The organism is Nocardioides sp. CF8, assembly GCF_000389985.1.
In the GTDB taxonomy this organism is placed as follows: Bacteria; Actinomycetota; Actinomycetes; order Propionibacteriales; family Nocardioidaceae; genus Nocardioides; species Nocardioides allogilvus.
In genome coordinates this window covers 798,084-815,269 of sequence record NZ_CM001852.1, presented here as the reverse complement: position 1 = coordinate 815,269, position 17,186 = coordinate 798,084, and the positions used below count along the sequence as shown (strand labels likewise).

Here is a 17,186-nt window from a genome sequence, read left to right as displayed (position 1 = left end):
CGGCCCCCGAGCAGGCGCTCGGCGCTGGTCGCTACATCGTGATGCTCCGCCTGCCCGGCGCGACCCGCTACGAGGGCGGCGTCGACGGCCTCGCGGCCACCCAGGCCCGCTCGGGCAACAAGTTCAACGCCCGCTCCGACAAGGTCGCGCAGTACTCGCGCTTCCTCGAGCGCGAGCAGAGCCGGATCGCCGACGCCGTGGGGGCCGACGTGTTCTCGCAGACCACGATCGCGTCCAACTCCTTCACCGCGCAGCTCACCGCGAAGCAGGCGGCGGAGCTCGCCGGCCAGCGCGAGGTGCTGACCCTGGTCGAGGACACCGCCTTCGAGCTCGACACCTGGAACACCCCGCGCTTCCTCGGCCTGGAGTCCCGCTCGGGCACCGGCACGGGCGGCCAGTGGGCCGCCCAGGGCGGCGTGGCCAACGCCGGGAAGGGCGTCGTCGTCGGCATCCTCGACAGCGGCATCTGGCCCGAGTCGGCGTCGTTCGCCGGTCCCAAGCTGAAGAGCCGGGCAGAGGGGAAGTTCACCCCCTACCGCTCGGGCCGCACGACCTTCATGAACAAGGCCGACGGCAGCCAGTTCCGCGGCGAGTGCGAGACCGGCGAGGACTGGGAGGTCAACGACTGCAACCAGAAGCTGATCGGTGCCCGCTACTACGCCGATGCGTTCGTTGCCAGCGTCCCGGTCGACAAGCGCGACGCCAACGAGTTCATCTCCACCCGTGACGGCGACGGCCACGGCAGCCACACCGCCAGCACCGCCGCCGGCAACTTCGGCGTCTCGGCCTCGGTCGAGGGACGTGACTTCGGCACCGTGAGCGGCATGGCTCCCGCGGCCAAGATCGCCGCCTACAAGGTGTGCTTCAACGACACCGACCCCAACACCGGTGGCTGCTACACCTCCTCGACGCTCGCCGCCGTCGACGACGCCGTGACCGACGGCGTGGACGTCATCAACTACTCGATCTCCGGCGCGACCACCACGGTCGTCGACGCGGTCGAGTTCGCCTTCCTGGGTGCTGCGGCAGCGGGCGTCTTCGTCGCCGCCTCGGCCGGCAACAGCGGACCGACGGCCTCCACGGTCGCGCACAACAGCCCGTGGATCACCACGGTGGCCGCGGCGACCCACGCCGTGTTCGAGAACACGGCTGTGCTCGGCAACGGTGCGAAGCACAAGGGCGCCTCGATCAACGGCACGCCGTTGGCCAGCACCCCGCTCGTCAACTCGACCGCCGCCGGTCTCGCCCCGGCCACCGCCGACGAGGTCCGCCTGTGCGCGCCCGGCAGCCTCGACCCGGCCCAGGTCACGGGCAAGGTCGTCGTCTGCGACCGCGGCGTCTACGACCGGGTCGCCAAGAGCTCCGCGGTCAAGCAGGCCGGCGGTGTGGGGATGATCCTGGTCAACATCACGCCCGGCAGCCTCGACGCCGACTTCCACGCCGTACCGACCGTCCACCTCGACCACGTGGCGGCCCCCGCGATCAAGGCCTACGCCGCGACCGCCGGCGCCACCGCCTCCTTCGAGTCGGGCGACACCACCGGCGGCTCGCCGACCGTGGTTCCGCAGATCGCCGGCTTCTCCTCGCGTGGCCCCGCCAAGGCGAGCGACTCCGACGTCATCAAGCCCGACATCGCGGCTCCCGGTGCCAGCGTGCTGGCCGCGGTCGCCCCGCCGTCGGGACAGGGTCGTGACTTCGACCTCTACTCCGGCACGTCGATGTCGAGCCCGCACGTCGCCGGTCTCGCGGCCTTCATCTTCGGGGTCAACCCGCAGTGGACGCCGATGACCGTCAAATCGGCCATGATGACGACTTCATACGACCTCAAGAAGGCCGACGGCAGCGCCCACCAGGACCCGTTCGCCCAGGGCGCCGGCCACGTCGACCCGACCAGGTTCTTCGACCCGGGTCTCGTCGTCACCTCCAACGAGGACGAGTGGCTGAGCTTCGTCGAGGGTCAGGGCTTCCCGATCGACGGCGTCGAGCCGATCGCGGCCAACGCCCTCAACGTGCCCTCGATCGCCCAGGGCCAGGTGGCCGCCAGCACCAGCATCACGCGCACGTTCACCGGTCTGCGTGCCGGCACGTGGAGCGTCGAGGCCACCGTGCCCGGCTTCTCGGTCACGACGGACAAGCCGTCGGTGACCATCGGGTCCGCCGGCGAGCAGGTCGCGGTCACCTTCACCTTCACCCGCACCGACGCCCCGCTCGCCAAGTTCGCGACGGGCTTCGTCACCCTGACCGGTCCCACCACGGTCCGGATGCCCGTGGCACTGCGTCCCGTCTCGGTCAAGGCACCCGCCACGGTGGCGGGCACCGGAACCGACGGCCGTGCCACCGTCGACATCACCGCCGGCTACACCGGTGAGCTCGACGTCCGCCCGACCGGTCTGGCCAAGGCCACGACGGTGGAGCGCAGCACCGCCGTCGGCGAGGACTACGAGCGCACGGTCGTCGTGCCGGGCGGCACCAAGGCCGCCCGCTTCGTGGCCGACGCAGCCAACGACGCGGCCGACCTCGACCTGTTCGTCTACCGCCTCAACGCCGCCGGCACGCCGGTGGCACTGGCGGGCCAGTCGGCCACAGGTTCAGCGGACGAGACGGTGACCTTGCTCAACCCGGTCGCCGCGTCCTACCTCGTCGTCGTCAACGGCTACGCCGCGGCCCCGGGCGAGACCAGCATCGCGACCACCTACGACGAGTACGTCGTCGGTGGCACCGGTCTCGGCACCTTCCACGCCGAGCCCGACCCGGTCGCGGTCACCCAGGGCGAGGCGACGTCGTTCGACGCCGTCTGGTCCGGCCTGGAGGCCGGTCGCTACCTCGGTGTCCTGGAGTACGACGGGGCCCTGGCGCCGACCTACGTGACGGTCTCCGCGCCGTGACCTGATCAGCACGATCGCCGGACGGGCGTGGCTCCCTCGGGGGCCACGCCCGTTCGGCATTCCCGGGAGTGACCTGCCTGGCTGGTGACCGCGGTCAGGGGCGCGGCTGACGCGCGAGCTGCCGGCTCTGCGCGACGAGGCGGTCTGCGGAGTCCCACACCTCGCAGTCCTCCTCGAACATCCCGCCCGCCATGTTGCGGGTGCGGTGCGTGACGCGCAGCCACCCCGGCGCGGGCTTCGCGCGCACGTGGGCGGTCAGCTCGAGCGTCGGCGCCCAGCCGGGCATGCCGAGGTCGAAGGTCACCGGCGGCAGGGCGTCGAGCACCATCAGCAGCTCGATGGGGTCCGGGTCGCGCTCGCCGTTGAGGCGGAACCAGGCCGAGATCACGCCGTCGCCGGACGGCTTGCCGACGGCCCACCCGATGCACGAGGGGTCGAAGCGCATGTCGAAGCGCCCGAGCAGCTTGGCGTTGGCGAGCACCTCCGGCGGTGCCATCGAGCTGGGCACGCACTCCTCGAGCGGGGCCATCACCGGCGGCTTCGCGGTGGTGCGGATGTCGTCGGGGACACGGTCGAGGTCGCCGTACGTCGCCAGCGCGGTGATGCGAGCGTCGCCTCCCTGCGTCAGCTCGGCCGCGAGGGTGGCGATGCTGCCACCGTCGCGCACGACCCGGGTCGACACGGTCGCCGGACCGGGGCGCGACGCGGAGAGGTAGTAGGCGCTGACGGAGATCGGGTCGGGCTTGCCGGGCGCCACCCGGCTCAGGGCGTTTCCGATGGTGGCCAGGAGGTAGCCGCCGTTGACGCCCGCGCCGACGACCCAGCCGTCGTGGAGCTCTGCGGCGAACTCACCGTCGCCCCGGTCGGTGACGGCGATGTGGTCGTCCCACTCGATCTGGTTCATGGCGCGAGCCTAGTGATCGACTCCCGAAGTCGCTCGGCGGCGGGCGGCAGCTGCCGGTCGGTGCGCCAGGTGAGGCCGATCGCGCGACGTGCGCCTGGCGACCCGACGATCTGGACACCGTGGGTGCCGGACTGCCCCACGATCGCCTCGGGCACGATCGCCACCCCGAGCCCGGCCGCCACGAGCCCCTCGATGGTCGCGAGGTCCTGGCTCTCGAAGGACACCTCGAGCGCCACGCCCGCCTCCCGGAGCAGCCCGTCGACGAGCGTGCGGAAGCCGTAGCCCGGCGGAGTGGTCACCAGGTCCTCACCCGCGAGGTCGGCGAGGCGCAGCCGCGAGCGTCCGGCCAGCCGGTGCGTGGGGGGTACGGCGACGACCAGCCGCTCCTCCTGGAGCAGGTGCCAGCCGTGGCCGGCCGGGCGGACCGACGTGATGGCGAGGTCGACGGCGCCGCGGGCGAGGTCCGCCTCGAGCTCGTGGGCGGGCTCCTGGCTCAGCAGCACCCGCACCCTCGGGGCGACGGCGTGGAACTCACGCAGGAGCTGCGGGACCAGCGAGGTCGCCATCGAGTCGAGGAAGGCCAGCCGGGCGACGCCCGACTCCGGGTCGAGCTCACCGCGCACGTCCGCCAGGAGCTGGTCGTGCCGGGCGACGACCTCCCGTGCGCCGCGCGCGACGGTCTGGCCGATCGGCGTGAGGTGCACACCGTCGGCGGCGCGTTCGAACAGCCTGGCCCCGAGCTCGTGCTCGACCCTCGCCAGCGCGCGCGACAAGGTGGGCTGGGTGATCCCGAGGATTGCGGCGGTGTCGGTGACGTGCTCCTGCTCGGCCACGGCGAGCAGCCATTCCAGGTCGCGGATCTGCATGCTGAGGATCATACGCATTTCGCATGACTCTAAGCCGTTCCTGACATTGGACGCATGACTCTTCTCGGCGCACACTCGTGTGGTCATGTCTGCTCCCGCCATCACCCCGCCACCCGTCCTGGACCTCGGCCACCTCCCCGGCTCGGTCGGCTACCGCCGCGTCGTGCTGGCGCTCTTCGCCGCGGGGCTCGCGACCTTCGAGCTGCTCTACAGCACCCAGGCGATCCTGCCGGAGCTCGCGACCCGCTTCGAGGTCTCGTCCACGCAGACGACCCTGACGCTCTCGCTGGCGACCCTCTCCCTCGGTGTGGCCCTGCTCGTCGTCGGCCCGCTCTCCGACGTGATCGGCCGGACCCGGCTGATCCACCTGTCGATGGCGCTCTCGGTCGTCTGCGCCGTGGGCTGCGCCCTCGCCCCGACCTGGACCTCGCTGCTGGTCATGCGCTGCCTGATGGGCGTCGCGCTCGCCGGGCTGCCGGCGGTGGCGACGGCCTACCTCCGCGAGGAGCTGCACCGCTCCACCCACGCGCGCGCGGCTGGGCTCTACATCGGCGGCACCGCGCTCGGTGGCATGGCCGGCCGGCTGGTCACGGGCTACACCGCCGAGCTCGCCGGCTGGCGCTGGTCTCTCGGCGCGGCAGCACTGCTCGCGCTCGTCTGCGCCGTCGCCGTACGCCGCCTGCTCCCCGACTCCCGCCACTTCTCCCCTGCCCCCACCGGCGCCCGGACGATGCTCGCCATGGCGCGACGCGCGGTCGCCGACCGGGCCCTCGTCGGGCTCTACGTCATCGGCGGCTGCTCGGTCGGAGCGATGGTGTCGATGCTCAACGTGGTCGGCTTCCGGCTGGAGGCAGCGCCGTTCAACCTCGGTCTCGGCGCCGCCAGCCTGGTGTTCCTCGTCTATCCGCTCGGTACGGTCAGCGCCGCGACCTTCGGGCGACTGGCCGACCGGATCGGGCGCCGGGCCGTGCTGCCGATCGGGTCCGTCGTCGCGGTCGCGGGCGCCGTACTCACCTTGTCGTCGTCGTTGCCGGTGCTGGTCGCCGGGCTCTCGCTGCTCGTCATCGGCTTCTTCGCCGTGCACGGCGTGGCGAGCGGCTGGGTGCCTGCGCGGGCGCACGCGGGCGGGGTGAGCGCCGGGCAGGCGGCGTCGCTCTACACGTTCACCTACTACCTCGGCGCGTCCGTCTTCGGCAGCCTCGGCGCCACCGTGTGGAGCAGCGTCGGCTGGCCGGGCGTGGTCGCCCTGACCGTCTCGCTGCTCGCCGTCACCGGCGCCCTCGCCCTGCGACTTCGGGTGACCCGCCCCCTCGTCGCGTGACGGATCGCTAGGGTGCTGGTCGTGACGAATGACATCCGCCCCCTGCTCGAGCAGAGCGTCGAGATCTCCGCTCCCGTCGCCCACGTCTGGCCCCTGGTCAGCGACGTCTGCCGCATGCCCGACTGGAGCCCGCAGGTCACCTCGACCCGGCTGCGCAGCGGCTTCGAGACCGTGGAGCAGGGCACGCAGTTCACCAACCGCAACATCCACGGCGAGCTGGAGTGGACCACGCACGCGGAGGTCGTGAAGTTCTCGCCGGAGTCAGAGGTGGCGTTCCGGGTCGAGGAGAACTGGGCGATCTGGTCGTTCCTGCTCTCCGCGACCGACGCCGGCACCCTCCTGACCCAGCGCCGCGAGCTGCCCGACGGTCTCTCGGAGCTGTCGCGCGAGCTCACCGACGGCTTCATGGGTGGGCAGGACGCGTTCACCGAGAGCCAGCTCGCCGGCATGCGCGAGACGCTCGAGGCAATCAAGGCTGCGGCAGAGGCCTGAGGGTCTGCCGTCCCATCCATCTGCCCGTCGAGATCGCTGGGACCTGGCGACACAGGACCTCGACGCTGACCATCAACGCGTGATCGGGGACGATCGTGGAGACCAACCAGCCGAGCCGTGCCGTGACTGCGGCTGCGCGACAACTGTCTCGTGCCTGGGTCGTGTCGTTGGCGACTGCAGTGCTGATGCCCTTCGTCACTCTCGGACTCACGATCGCGGTGCTGGTCTGGGGCGATGAACTGCGTTGGTACGCATTGCTCGGAGCTGCGGCCACCGTCTCGCTCGTCTACAACGCGAGTCGGTTCGTGCCTCGGTCCAAGGGGGTCGACAGATCCACGATCCCACTCAGTCCCGTCGATGCCGAGCGCTTCGCCCGGTGGATGGAGTCGGTGGCGCCCGGATACCGCCCCGAGGTGCGTCTGGCCCCACATGCCGGAGTCGGCGTAGCGGACGGGACGCTGACCATCGGCCTTCCCTTCCTCATGTTCCTGCAGCGCGACGAGCTGGCCGCTCTGGTGACCGACGCGAAGGTCTTCGCAGAACTCGATGCGCACCCGTCGACGCGACGGGCGCGATGGCTCCTGGCCTCGGGGCTTGGCGGCGCCCTGCGCTATCGCGATGGCAAGGATTCACGGGCGAGCAGAATGCTTCTGCATCGCATCGATGTTGCCGCCGCCGACTTCCAGGAGGCGACCCACGCGTGGGTCGACAGCTTGCGCGGTCAGCGTGGATCGACGTGGCGGCAGACCGCGCAGGTGCTCGATGCGGTTGAGGAATCGTGGCAACACGTCTGCGGACTGTGGCTGGCTCCAGCGATGGCTGCTCGATTCTGGCACCCGGAGCCGTTCACCGGACTGCGCTCCTTCCTCACCGCTTGCGAGAGTCATGCCCTCGTGACCTTTGACGCACGCCCGGGTGGCGATCCGTCCATCACCCTGCTCCAGGACGTGCGCCGCTATGAGGCCGATCTCGCATCGACGCTCGTCGACGCGGACGAGCTGGCGCTCGAGCCGACGAACTGGGAGGAGCACCCTGCTTCCGTCTCCGTTCCACGATGGCGTCAAACCCTGGCAGCTGCTTTGGTCGCAGCCGACCGTGCGACCGGACACACTCATCCGGCGACCCTGGAGACGATCCTGGGTCTGGTCGAGGACGGGTGGGCCGACACCTTGGCGGCCGTGCTCACCAGCACGCCGACAGAAGCAGGCGAAGAGCCGACGCCTGTGAAGCCCGTCCTCGACGAGGTCCTGACAGCTGCCACCTCGGTCGCGCTCCTCGATGGAGGGGCAGGTCAAACCATCTGGCAGTGGCCGTTCGGGACATGCCTGATCGACGAACAAGGCCGGGTCCTGGCCGTCGAAGGGGTGGTGCAACACGCCTTGGCGGAGTTCGGTGCCGGCAGGGGGCTCGGCGCCCTCCGCGATTGGCTCCATGCCCAAGGTGTGGGCCTTGAAGACCCGCTGTGGCTCGGGGAGGGAGTCGCGCCCGACGGAGAGCAGTCCATCCTTGCCTTCCATGCCTACCAAGGCCTTCGAACCGCCGAGGCAGTGCTCTCCACCCAGGCTCTGCGACTGTTCCCCGTGACCTACGCGCAAGGAGTCAGGACCGACGTGCGCCACGCGATGGATGGCACGGCCTTCCAGGAGCGCATGTCCGCTGTCAACGCCGGTGACCTGGAGGGACAGTCGACGGAGGTGCCTCTCGACGATGTCGTGGCCGCAACCTTCGGACCCATGATCGGTGGGCACTGGTGGCGTCTGCGGATCACGACCTCTCAGGGAAGCACAACGATTCGCGGCAACGGACCGGGCCTCGACATTGCTGAGGAATTCGCCGCTCGGTTGGGCGACAGGTTGCATCGACCGTGGTTGCGCAGACCGGGCTGGTTGCTCAGGGTTCGCAACGTGATCGGGTTTGCCGGCCTCGGGTTCGGGATGCTCGCATTGATCATGCTGGTCTGGGCGCTGGTCGCTCCCGCGTCACACATGCGGCGCTCAGACGCGCCGGTGTTCCTCGTGGTGGCGGCTGTCTGCCTCTTGATCGGCATGCTTCCGGACCTGGTGGCCAACGTGTTGGAACGCCTCGACCCGAGACAGCGGGCCAGACGAGAGCCCTGGCCGCCCACCAGTCTCTAGGCCTGGCGGGACAACGCCGCGACGACGAGCCTCGGAGCCGGGTTGGTGTGCGGCTCACCGTCGATCACGACTGTCGGGACGGTCTCGTTGCCGTCGTTGACGCTCCTGACGTACGCCGCTGCGTCGGCGTCCGCCCAGATGTCGACCCACACGGCGGCGGCTCCGCGCTTGCCCAGGACGAGCCGCAGTCGCTTGGTGAAGGGGCAGCCCTTGCGCCAGTAGATGACGACCTGGCCCTCCGCGGCAGCCCGCGCACCCTCGGCGGCGGAGACGGAGGTGGGGCGGTGACCGAACACCTCAGTGGCCGACGTCGTAGGCCATGGCGTGCCGCGGCTGGTAGAGCAGCATGTCGTCGGCGCCGGGGACCCGCAGGCCGACGCCCCGGTGGAGCGCGGTGATCATGAGCGCCACGCTAGCGCCGTACGCCTCATGAAGGTCCACGCAGACGCGTGGAGTTTCAGGGGTCCAACCGGCTCAGGCGCTGAATCTCCACGCCTGTGCGTGGAGTTTCATCCGGAGGGCCGAAACCCTCAGACGTTGAAGCGGAACTCCACGACGTCGCCGTCGACCATCACGTAGTCCTTGCCCTCGATGCGCACCTTGCCGGCTTCCTTGGCCTTCTGCATGGTGCCGACGGCCATCAGGTCGTCGAAGGACACGATCTCGGCCTTGATGAAGCCCTTCTGGAAGTCGGTGTGGATGACACCGGCCGCCTCGGGCGCGGTGGCGCCCTTCCTGATCGTCCAGGCCCGCGTCTCCTTGGGGCCGGCGGTCAGGTAGGTCTGCAGGCCGAGGGTGTCGAAGCCGACGCGCGCGAGCTGGTCGAGCCCCGACTCGGTGATCCCCATCTCGGCGAGCATCTCGTGCGCCTCCTCGTCGGAGCCGAGCTCCACGAGCTCGGACTCGAACTTCGCGTCGAGGAAGATCGCCTCGGCGGGTGCCACGAGAGCCTGCATCTTCGCGAGGAGGTCGGAATCCGACAGCTCGTCGGCGTCGCAGTTGAAGACGAAGATGAACGGCTTGGCCGTCAGCAGCGACAGCTCGCGGAGGAGCTCGCGGTCGATCTTCGTGTCGATGATCGGCGTCCCACCCTCGAGCGCGGTCAACGCCTCGCGCGCGGCGTCGAGCACGGCGCCCTTCGACTTGTCGCCGCGCACCTCCTTCTCCAGCCGCGGGATCGACTTCTCCACGGTCTGGATGTCGGCCAGGATCAGCTCGGTCTGGATGGTGCCGATGTCGGAGGCCGGGTTGACCTCACCGTCGACGTGGGTGACGTCCTCGTCGCGGAAGACACGCGTGACCTGGCAGATCGCCGAGGACTCGCGGATGTGCGAGAGGAACTTGTTGCCCAAGCCCTCGCCCTGCGAGGCGCCGGCGACGATGCCGGCGATGTCGACGAACTCGACGGTCGCGGGCAGCAGCTTGGCCGACCCGAAGACCTCGGCGAGCTTCGCGAGCCGCTCGTCGGGGACACCGACGACGCCGACGTTGGGCTCGATCGTGGCGAACGGGTAGTTCGCCGCAAGCACGTCGTTCTTGGTCAGGGCGTTGAAGAGGGTCGACTTGCCCGCATTGGGGAGTCCGACGATACCGATGGTGAGAGCCACGGGCCGGGAGTCTACGGCCGCGCGGGAGGCCGCAGCGATTCGACGCCTTTGGCCCGGCCTTGTTCAATCGTGGTGTCCCTTCCGCGCCGTGACCTCCCAAGGACCCATGCCTTCCTGGCTCCAAGAGCTGCTCGTGCTCGTCTCCATGCTGCCCTCGACGGCCACCGGTGTCCCGGCCCTCGAGGTCCCGGCTGTGCCCGTGACCAGCGACGTCGCGGTCACGGCGCCGAGCCAGGTCTTCGCCGACGGGTTCGACGCGCCGTACGCCGATCGCTGGACGCACGTCTCGTCGTCGACCGCCGACAAGGTGACCCAGGCCAGCGTGGACGGGCGCACGGTCGTCGAGCTGCGCCCCGAGGCGCACCTCGAGTACGCCACCGAGGTGCCCTTCGAGCCCGGGACGACCTACCGCGTCAGCGCCACCTTGAAGATGCCGCGCGAGACCGGGGTGCACACCTCCTTCTGGCTGCGCACCAACGACCTCCAGCGCGCCGGCGAGATCGACGTCGTCGAGAGCTGGGGTGACCAGAAGCAGTGCAGCCGGGTCCAGGTGGCCTACTACTGGCGCTACGCCCCGCCGATCGGTGAGGTCGAGTGCGCCGGTGATCGCTATCCGCGCGACATGGACGCCTGGCACACCTACGCCGTCGAGTTCACCTACCAGCCGCCCGGCCAGGACCCGGCAGCCGAGGCGCCAGCGCCGACGCGCTACTTCGTCGACGGTGTCGAGACCTGGTCGACCCCGCACGCGCCCGTGTCCGCCGAGCACCTGCGCCTGCAGAACAAGCGCAATTGTCCCGACGAGCAGCAGCCCACCTGTGGCGAGACGTCGACCACGCCCTCGATGTACGTCGATGCGGTGACCGTCGAGGTCGTCGGGCGCGTGCCCTCGGGGGTCCCGGCCGACCTGACCGCGATCCGGGAGACCGAGGCCGGGGCCGAGGCCCACGTGCTCAGCGCGGCTTCGGGCTATGCGATCTACTCCAACCAGACCCCGCTGCCGATCGAAGGACGCGGGTGGCGCTTCACCGGCGGCGACTACGACGGCGACCTCGCCACGGACGTCTACGCGATCCGGATGGCGGGACGCGACACGGCGCAGGTGCAGGTGCTCGACGGTGGCAACTACCTGCACACCTCCCTCAACCACGCGACCATCGTCGAGCGACGCGGTGGGCTGGGGCGGACCCGGTTCCTCGCGGGTGACGCCGACGGCGACGGCCGTGACGACCTCTACCTCCTCTCGAACAGGAACGGCGACACCGCCCACCTGACCGTGCTGGACGCCGACACCGACTTCCAGACCCGGCTCATCGACGTCGACCTGCCGGTGCCCCCCCTGCCCCGCGACCGCTGGCGCATGGCTGCCGGGGACTACAACTTCGACGGCCGTGACGACCTCTACCTCGTCGACACCCAGGCCGGCGCCAACACCGCGGTGCACGTGCTCGACGCCCGGACGCAGTTCACGTCCTGGCTGGCGCAGACGACGACCGCCGCCCCCGCGCTCGACTCGTCCTGGGTCGCCACCGCCGCGGACGACAACGGTGACGGCCGGGCCGACCTGGTCCTCATCGACCGGGACGCCGGCGGTGCCACGGAGACGCACTCGCTCGACGCGGCGAGCGGCTTCGCGACGTACACCCGAGAGCTGCGCACCGTCCTGGGACCGACGACCGACACGACCTGGACGATCGCGGACTGACGCCGCGTGCCACCGCGCGGGCCGACCGGCCTCGTAGGCTCACCGCATGAGCCAGCGGACCAGCCAGCGCAGTGCCCCTCGTGCCTCGTGTGCGCCCGAAGCCACGCGAGTGGGCGCATGAGTGCGGTGAGCGGTTCCGTGGACCTGCGCGAGCCCGCCCACCAGGTCTCCCCCCGCGCCGTGACCTACTGGCGGGTGAGCGCGCTGATCGGCGCCGTGGTCGAGTGGATCATCGCGATCTCGCTGTTCGCCTTCGCCGTGCCCGCGGTGTCCGAAGGGCCCGGGCGGCCGTGGTGGGCCGTCCCGGCCCTGGTGCTCGCGCTCGTGCTGCCACTGGCCCACGTGGCGGTGATGCCCCAGCTGAGGTTCCGCATCCACCGCTGGGAGATCACCCCGACCGCGATCCACACCCGCGCCGGCTGGCTGCGCATCGACAGCAGGATCGCCCCCCTGAGCCGCGTGCAGACGGTCGACTCGACCCAGGGCGCTCTGATGCGGATGTTCCGGCTCGCGTCGCTGACCGTCACCACCGCGTCGGCGGCGGGCCCGATCACCATCGACTGCCTCGACCGCGACGTCGCCCGCCGGCTCGTGCACGAGCTCACCGAGATCACGGGCGCGAGCGAGGGCGACGCGACATGAGCGAGCCCGACTGGCAGCGGTTGTCGGCGCGCAACCTGCTGATCGACCCCGTCAAGGTGCTCGGCCAGTTCGCCTTCCCCGCTGCGATCGCGCTCGTCGGGATCAGCTCGGGGGATCGCGCGATGCCGTGGTGGGCCGTGCCGGTCGTCGCCCTCGGCGCCGTGGTCTTCGGTGTGCTCCCATGGCTCACCACCTTCTACCGGACCACCGACACCCAGTTCCAGACCCGCAGCGGGCTGCTGAACAAGAAGTCCAAGACCGCCCCGCTCGACCGCGTCCGCAGCGTCGACCTCGAGGCCTCGCTGCTCCACCGGCTCGTCGGCCTGACCAAGGTCCAGATCGGCACCGGCGTCGACGACGACCGGATCACGCTCGACTCGCTCACCGTCCGCGAGGCCGCCGACCTGCGCGCTTTCCTGCTCTCGAGGAGAGCTCCCGTGACGGTGCCCGCGGACGCCGACACACTGCCGGCCGGCGCCGACGAGGTCGCGACGCCCGGCGGCGTACGCACCGGCGAACCCGCGCGCGTGCTCGCCGAGATCGACTGGGCATGGCTCAGGTTCGCGCCGTTCAGCCTGGCCCGGCTCGTCGTCGTCGCCGCGGCCGTGGGTGCCCTGTCGCAGTTCGGCGACCAGCTGCCAGTGGCGGACACGGCCGAGTCGGCGTGGCACTGGGTCGCCCAGTTCGCGCTCTCGCTCGTGATCGCCGGGCTGGTCATCGGCGCACTCGTGAGCTGGATCATGGTCGCCGTGACCGGCTATGTCGTGCAGTGGTGGAACATGCGGCTCACGCGCGAGGCCGGCTCGCTGCAGCTCACCGCCGGCCTGTTCACGACCCGCTCGATCACCGTCGAGGAGAAGCGCGTGCGCGGCGTCGAGATGAAGGAGCCGGTGCTGCTGCGACTCGTCGGCGGCGCCGAGCTGGCCACGCTGGCCACCGGCGTCGGCTCCGGCGGGGTGACCGCGATCCTGCCGCCCTGCCCCCGGTCGGTGGCCACGTCCGTGGGCGCCGACGTCCTCGAGACCCACGAGCCGATGTCGGTCGCGCTCACACAGCACGGTCCGGCCGCCCGCCGGCGCGCGTGGATCCGGCAGCTGTGGGGAGCACTCCTGGTCACCGCGATCCCGCTGGTCGCATCACTGTGGCTCGCTGTCCCGACGTGGCTGCCCGTGGTCGTGGGCGTGGTGGCGCTCGCCTTCGCTGCGGTGAGCGGCGAGTCGGCGTACAGGCATCTCGGCCACGCGACGACGCCCGAGCACCTGGTCGTCGGCAGCGGCGAGCTGACTCGGGTGCGCACCGTGCTCGAGCACGACGGCATCATCGGCTGGGTGGTGCAGCAGTCGTGGTTCCAGCGACGCCTCGCCCTGGCCACCCTCGTCGCGACCACCGCGGCCGGCGCCGAGCGGGTCGTCGCGCGCGACATCCCGCTCACCGCGGCGATCCGCCTGGCCGATGCGTCGACGCCGGGAGTGCTCTCCCCCTGGCTGTCCTGAGCACGAAAACCCCTCCTGCTCGGGACAGGAGGGGCTCTCGTGGGTCTGGGTGGATCAGGCGCCGTAGAGAGCTGCGGCTCCCTGGCGGTCGGCCGCCGTCATGCTCAGGTCGTCGCTCGACCCGTTGCACTGCGGGTAGTGCATGATCGACGCCGAGTCGTAGGGCGTCAGCGGGCGCCAGTTGTTGTCCTCGAAGCAGGTGCCGGACTCCGGGCGCGTGTGCTCGTGGCGGAAGCCCAGGGTGTGGCCGAGCTCGTGACCGATGATGTTGGTCGGCGTCCACGAACCCGACGTCCAGATGGAGTCGTCGATCAGGACGTTGCGCGAGCGCTTGGGCGTGCTCGGGAAGAACGCGCGGGCGATGTACTGCGTCGTCGCGACGGGCTCGACCGAGAAGACCACGGACTTGTTGCGCGTGTTGCAGCTGGAGTCCTGCGACGACACGTGGACGTAGTCGGCCGCGGAGGCCGCTTCCCACAGGGCGGCACCGCTGGTCATCGCGTTGACGACGTCGGTGTAGCGCGAGCCGAACTTGGTGCTCACGCAGTAGGTCAGGTTGCGGACCTGCGCGTCGGACCACTTGTCGTCGACGCCGCCGACGGTGTTCACGACCAGGCCGTCCTCGTGGGTGCTCTCCGGTCCGACCAGCCGGTCGTAGAACGACTTGAGGTCGCCCGTGGTCTGGACGGGCTCGTCGCCGTTGACGATGTACTGCTGGTCGGTGTCGCGGTAGGTCTGCGACTGGAACTGCGAGAACGACGGGATGTCGCTCTCGGTCGCCGCGATGGCCGGAGCCGCTGCGGTGAGGGCCATGAGGGCGGCTGACGCGAGAGCGAGCTGCCCGAGACGGGTGCGCTGCATGTGGATCTCCTGTGGGGGTGGTCGTGATGAGAGCACACTCCGCCCGGGGATCCTGCTGCTGCACTTCCTCCCGAGAACAGTGCGTGAAGTGAACCTGCCCTAACAGGATCGCCCGTGTAAAGGGCTTCGGCCGCAAAATCTTCTGGCCACTTCCAGCCCCGGGGCCGAAGCCTCCTAGGGTGGGCCGGTGCGCATCGCGACCTGGAACGTCAACTCCCTCCGCTCCCGCATCGATCGCGTCGAGGCCTTCCTGGACCGGCACGGCATCGACGTACTCGCTCTCCAGGAGACGAAGGCGCGCGAGGACCAGCTCCCGCTGATGGGCCTCCAGGCGCGCGGCTACGACGTCGCCGTCGCCGGCCTCAACCAGTGGAACGGGGTCGCCCTCATCTCGCGCGTCGGGCTCGAGGACGTCACGGTCGGCTTCGACGCCATGCCCGGGTACGGCGACCCGCTGGCCGCCGAGGCCCGCGCGATCGGCGCCACGTGCGGCGGAGTGCGGATCTGGTCGCTCTACGTCCCCAACGGCCGCAAGCCCGACGACCCCCACTACGTCTACAAGCTCGACTGGCTGTCCCGGCTGCGTGACGCCTCCCGCGAGTGGCTGGATGCCGAGACCGTCCTGGTCGGCGATTGGAACATCTGCCCCACCGACGCGGACGTCTTCGACCCCGCCCAGTTCCGCAACTCGACGCACGTGACGCCGCCGGAGCGGGCGGCGTTCCAGGGCTTCCTCGACGACGGCTACGTCGAGGTGACCCGCGAGCACGCGCCCGGCTACACCTACTGGGACTACTACCGCCAGCGCTTCGAGCGCGACCGCGGGCTGAAGATCGACTTCGCGCTCGCCTCCCCCGCTCTCGCCTCGCGCGTCACCGGCGCGTTCATCGACCGCGACGAGCGGGACCCCGCCCAGGGCACCGGGAGCCCGTCGGACCACGCGCCGGTGGTCGTCGACCTCGCTTGAGCGTCCACATGGACGCTCAAGCCAGGCAATGCCGCGGAATAGTGGACGTCGAGCGTCCACATGGCCGCTCGAGCCGAGTTGGTCAGCAGGTTGCTGAAGCGCCGCATCCCCATCGTTGTCGGTGGTCTCGTCCATGATCGGACGCATGGAGATCCTGACGATCCTGGTGATGCTCGCGGTGGGCCTGCTGCTCGGCTTCGGCCTGGGCTGGCTGGCCTCCCGCGCCCGCCCGCGCGACGAGGGCGTGCTCGCGGCGCTGGAGCAGCGCGGCGCCGACCAGGCCGTCGTGCGCGAGGGCATGGACCGGCTCCAGGACCAGCTGCGCGACCTCGAGCACGCGCGGGCGACCTGGCAGGGGCAGTTCAGCCAGCAGGTCTCCGACATGCGACTGACGACCGAGTCGTTGCGCCGCGAGACCGGCGCCCTGTCCTCCGCGCTGCGCAAGCCGCAGGTGCGCGGGCGGTGGGGCGAGCTCCACCTCCGGCGCACCGTCGAGCTGGCCGGCCTGGTCGCGCGCTGCGACTTCACCGAGCAGGCCCAGCTCAACGACGGGGTCCTGCGACCCGACGTGATCGTGCACCTCGCCGGCGGCAAGTCGATCGTGGTGGACTCCAAGGTCCCGCTCGACGCCTTCCTCGACGCGGCCAGCAGCGAGGACGACGACGAGCGCGACGCCCACCTCCAGCGCCACGTGCGTCAGCTCCGCACCCACGTCGACCAGCTCGGCAGCAAGGCCTACTGGCGCGCGCTCGACGAGACCCCCGAGTTCGTGGTCATGTTCGTGCCCGCCGAGGCGTTCCTCTCCGCGGCGCTGGAGACCCAGGGCGACCTGCTCGAGCACGCCGCGACCAAGCACGTCATCCTCGCCACCCCGACCACCCTGATCGCGCTGCTCCGCACGGTCGCGCACGGCTGGTCCCACGAGACGCTCGCTGCGCAGGCAGCCGAGGTACGCCGCCTCGGCACCGAGCTCCACCAGCGGCTCGGCTCCCTGGGCAGTCACCTCGACCGGGTCGGCAGGTCCCTGGGCGCCGCGGTGGCGGCCTACAACGCAGGAGTCGGCTCGCTCGAGGGCCGGGTGCTGGTGTCGGCGCGCAAGTTCAGCGACCTCGGGGTGACCGACGACGAGCTCCCGGCCCCCCGGCAGGTGGAGGACGCACCACGGAGCCTCAGCGCGCCGGAGTTCGAGGCGCTGGGAGATGTCGCGACCCCGGGTCCGGGCGAGGCGACGCTCTTCGACGACACCCGGACCCGCCCGGACGAGCCGCGGATCCGCCGCGCCTAGGTGTACTCGGCTGACAGGTTCAT

General features: G+C 70.7%; 14 protein-coding genes. 9 read left to right on the top strand and 5 right to left on the bottom strand.

Features of this window, described 5'->3' with window-relative positions; all coding sequences use genetic code 11:
- On the top strand, positions 1-2,885 hold a 2,885-nt coding region (locus tag CF8_RS04010), incomplete at its 5' end, for a S8 family serine peptidase (RefSeq protein WP_051204107.1).
- A gap of 94 nt (positions 2,886-2,979) precedes the next feature.
- Here the strand turns inward: CF8_RS04010 and CF8_RS04005 are convergent.
- Positions 2,980-3,789: an acyl-CoA thioesterase gene (locus CF8_RS04005; protein WP_010831855.1), complete on the bottom strand. Its 810-nt coding sequence runs from the start codon at positions 3,787-3,789 to the stop codon at positions 2,980-2,982.
- The gene (locus CF8_RS04000) at positions 3,786-4,655 is read right to left on the bottom strand and encodes a LysR family transcriptional regulator (RefSeq protein WP_036492128.1); all 870 of its coding nucleotides are present in this window, start codon (positions 4,653-4,655) and stop codon (positions 3,786-3,788) included. The genes CF8_RS04005 and CF8_RS04000 overlap by 4 nt, the downstream gene beginning before the upstream one ends.
- Before the next feature lie 85 nt (positions 4,656-4,740).
- On the opposite strand from CF8_RS04000, the gene CF8_RS03995 reads away from it, so the two are divergent.
- The 3 genes from CF8_RS03995 to CF8_RS03985 all read left to right on the top strand — a co-directional run bounded on the left by CF8_RS03995 (position 4,741) and on the right by CF8_RS03985 (position 8,603).
- Positions 4,741-5,976: an MFS transporter gene (locus CF8_RS03995; RefSeq protein WP_051204373.1), complete on the top strand. Its 1,236-nt coding sequence runs from the start codon at positions 4,741-4,743 to the stop codon at positions 5,974-5,976.
- A 21-nt stretch (positions 5,977-5,997) separates the two neighbouring features.
- Complete coding sequence (locus tag CF8_RS03990; RefSeq protein ID WP_051204371.1) at positions 5,998-6,468, top strand: SRPBCC family protein; 471 nt, start codon at positions 5,998-6,000, stop codon at positions 6,466-6,468.
- A gap of 95 nt (positions 6,469-6,563) precedes the next feature.
- Positions 6,564-8,603, top strand: a complete 2,040-nt coding sequence (locus CF8_RS03985; RefSeq protein ID WP_010831851.1) for a hypothetical protein — start codon at positions 6,564-6,566, stop codon at positions 8,601-8,603.
- On the opposite strand, the gene CF8_RS03980 is transcribed toward CF8_RS03985, so the two are convergent.
- Complete coding sequence (locus tag CF8_RS03980; RefSeq protein WP_010831850.1) at positions 8,600-8,899, bottom strand: glutaredoxin domain-containing protein; 300 nt, start codon at positions 8,897-8,899, stop codon at positions 8,600-8,602. The genes CF8_RS03985 and CF8_RS03980 overlap by 4 nt on opposite strands.
- A 234-nt stretch (positions 8,900-9,133) precedes the next feature.
- Entirely contained in the window at positions 9,134-10,210 is a 1,077-nt protein-coding gene (gene ychF, locus CF8_RS03975) for a redox-regulated ATPase YchF (RefSeq protein WP_010831849.1), read from the bottom strand.
- Between the two features lie 106 nt (positions 10,211-10,316).
- On the opposite strand from ychF, the gene CF8_RS03970 reads away from it, so the two are divergent.
- From CF8_RS03970 to CF8_RS03960, 3 genes are all read left to right on the top strand, one after another.
- On the top strand, positions 10,317-11,915 hold the full coding sequence (locus CF8_RS03970) for a family 16 glycosylhydrolase (protein WP_010831848.1): 1,599 nt from the start codon (positions 10,317-10,319) through the stop codon (positions 11,913-11,915).
- A gap of 117 nt (positions 11,916-12,032) precedes the next feature.
- Positions 12,033-12,557 carry a PH domain-containing protein gene (locus tag CF8_RS03965; RefSeq protein WP_036490168.1) on the top strand — a complete coding sequence of 175 codons (525 nt, stop codon included), beginning with the start codon at positions 12,033-12,035 and terminating at the stop codon, positions 12,555-12,557.
- A complete protein-coding gene (locus tag CF8_RS03960) occupies positions 12,554-14,050 on the top strand; it encodes a PH domain-containing protein (RefSeq protein ID WP_010831846.1) in 1,497 nt (498 codons plus the stop codon). Before CF8_RS03965 ends, CF8_RS03960 begins: the two co-directional genes overlap by 4 nt.
- 54 nt (positions 14,051-14,104) lie before the next feature.
- Here the strand turns inward: CF8_RS03960 and CF8_RS03955 are convergent, their stop codons facing one another.
- The gene (locus tag CF8_RS03955; RefSeq protein WP_010831845.1) at positions 14,105-14,911 is read right to left on the bottom strand and encodes a M57 family metalloprotease; all 807 of its coding nucleotides are present in this window, start codon (positions 14,909-14,911) and stop codon (positions 14,105-14,107) included.
- Positions 14,912-15,098: 187 nt separating this feature from the next.
- Here CF8_RS03955 and CF8_RS03950 point away from each other — a divergent pair, with 187 nt between their 5' ends.
- Positions 15,099-15,878: an exodeoxyribonuclease III gene (locus CF8_RS03950; RefSeq protein WP_010831844.1), complete on the top strand. Its 780-nt coding sequence runs from the start codon at positions 15,099-15,101 to the stop codon at positions 15,876-15,878.
- A 145-nt stretch (positions 15,879-16,023) separates the two neighbouring features.
- Positions 16,024-17,163: a DNA recombination protein RmuC gene (locus CF8_RS03945; RefSeq protein ID WP_010831843.1), complete on the top strand. Its 1,140-nt coding sequence runs from the start codon at positions 16,024-16,026 to the stop codon at positions 17,161-17,163.
- Positions 17,164-17,186: the final 23 nt, after the last annotated feature.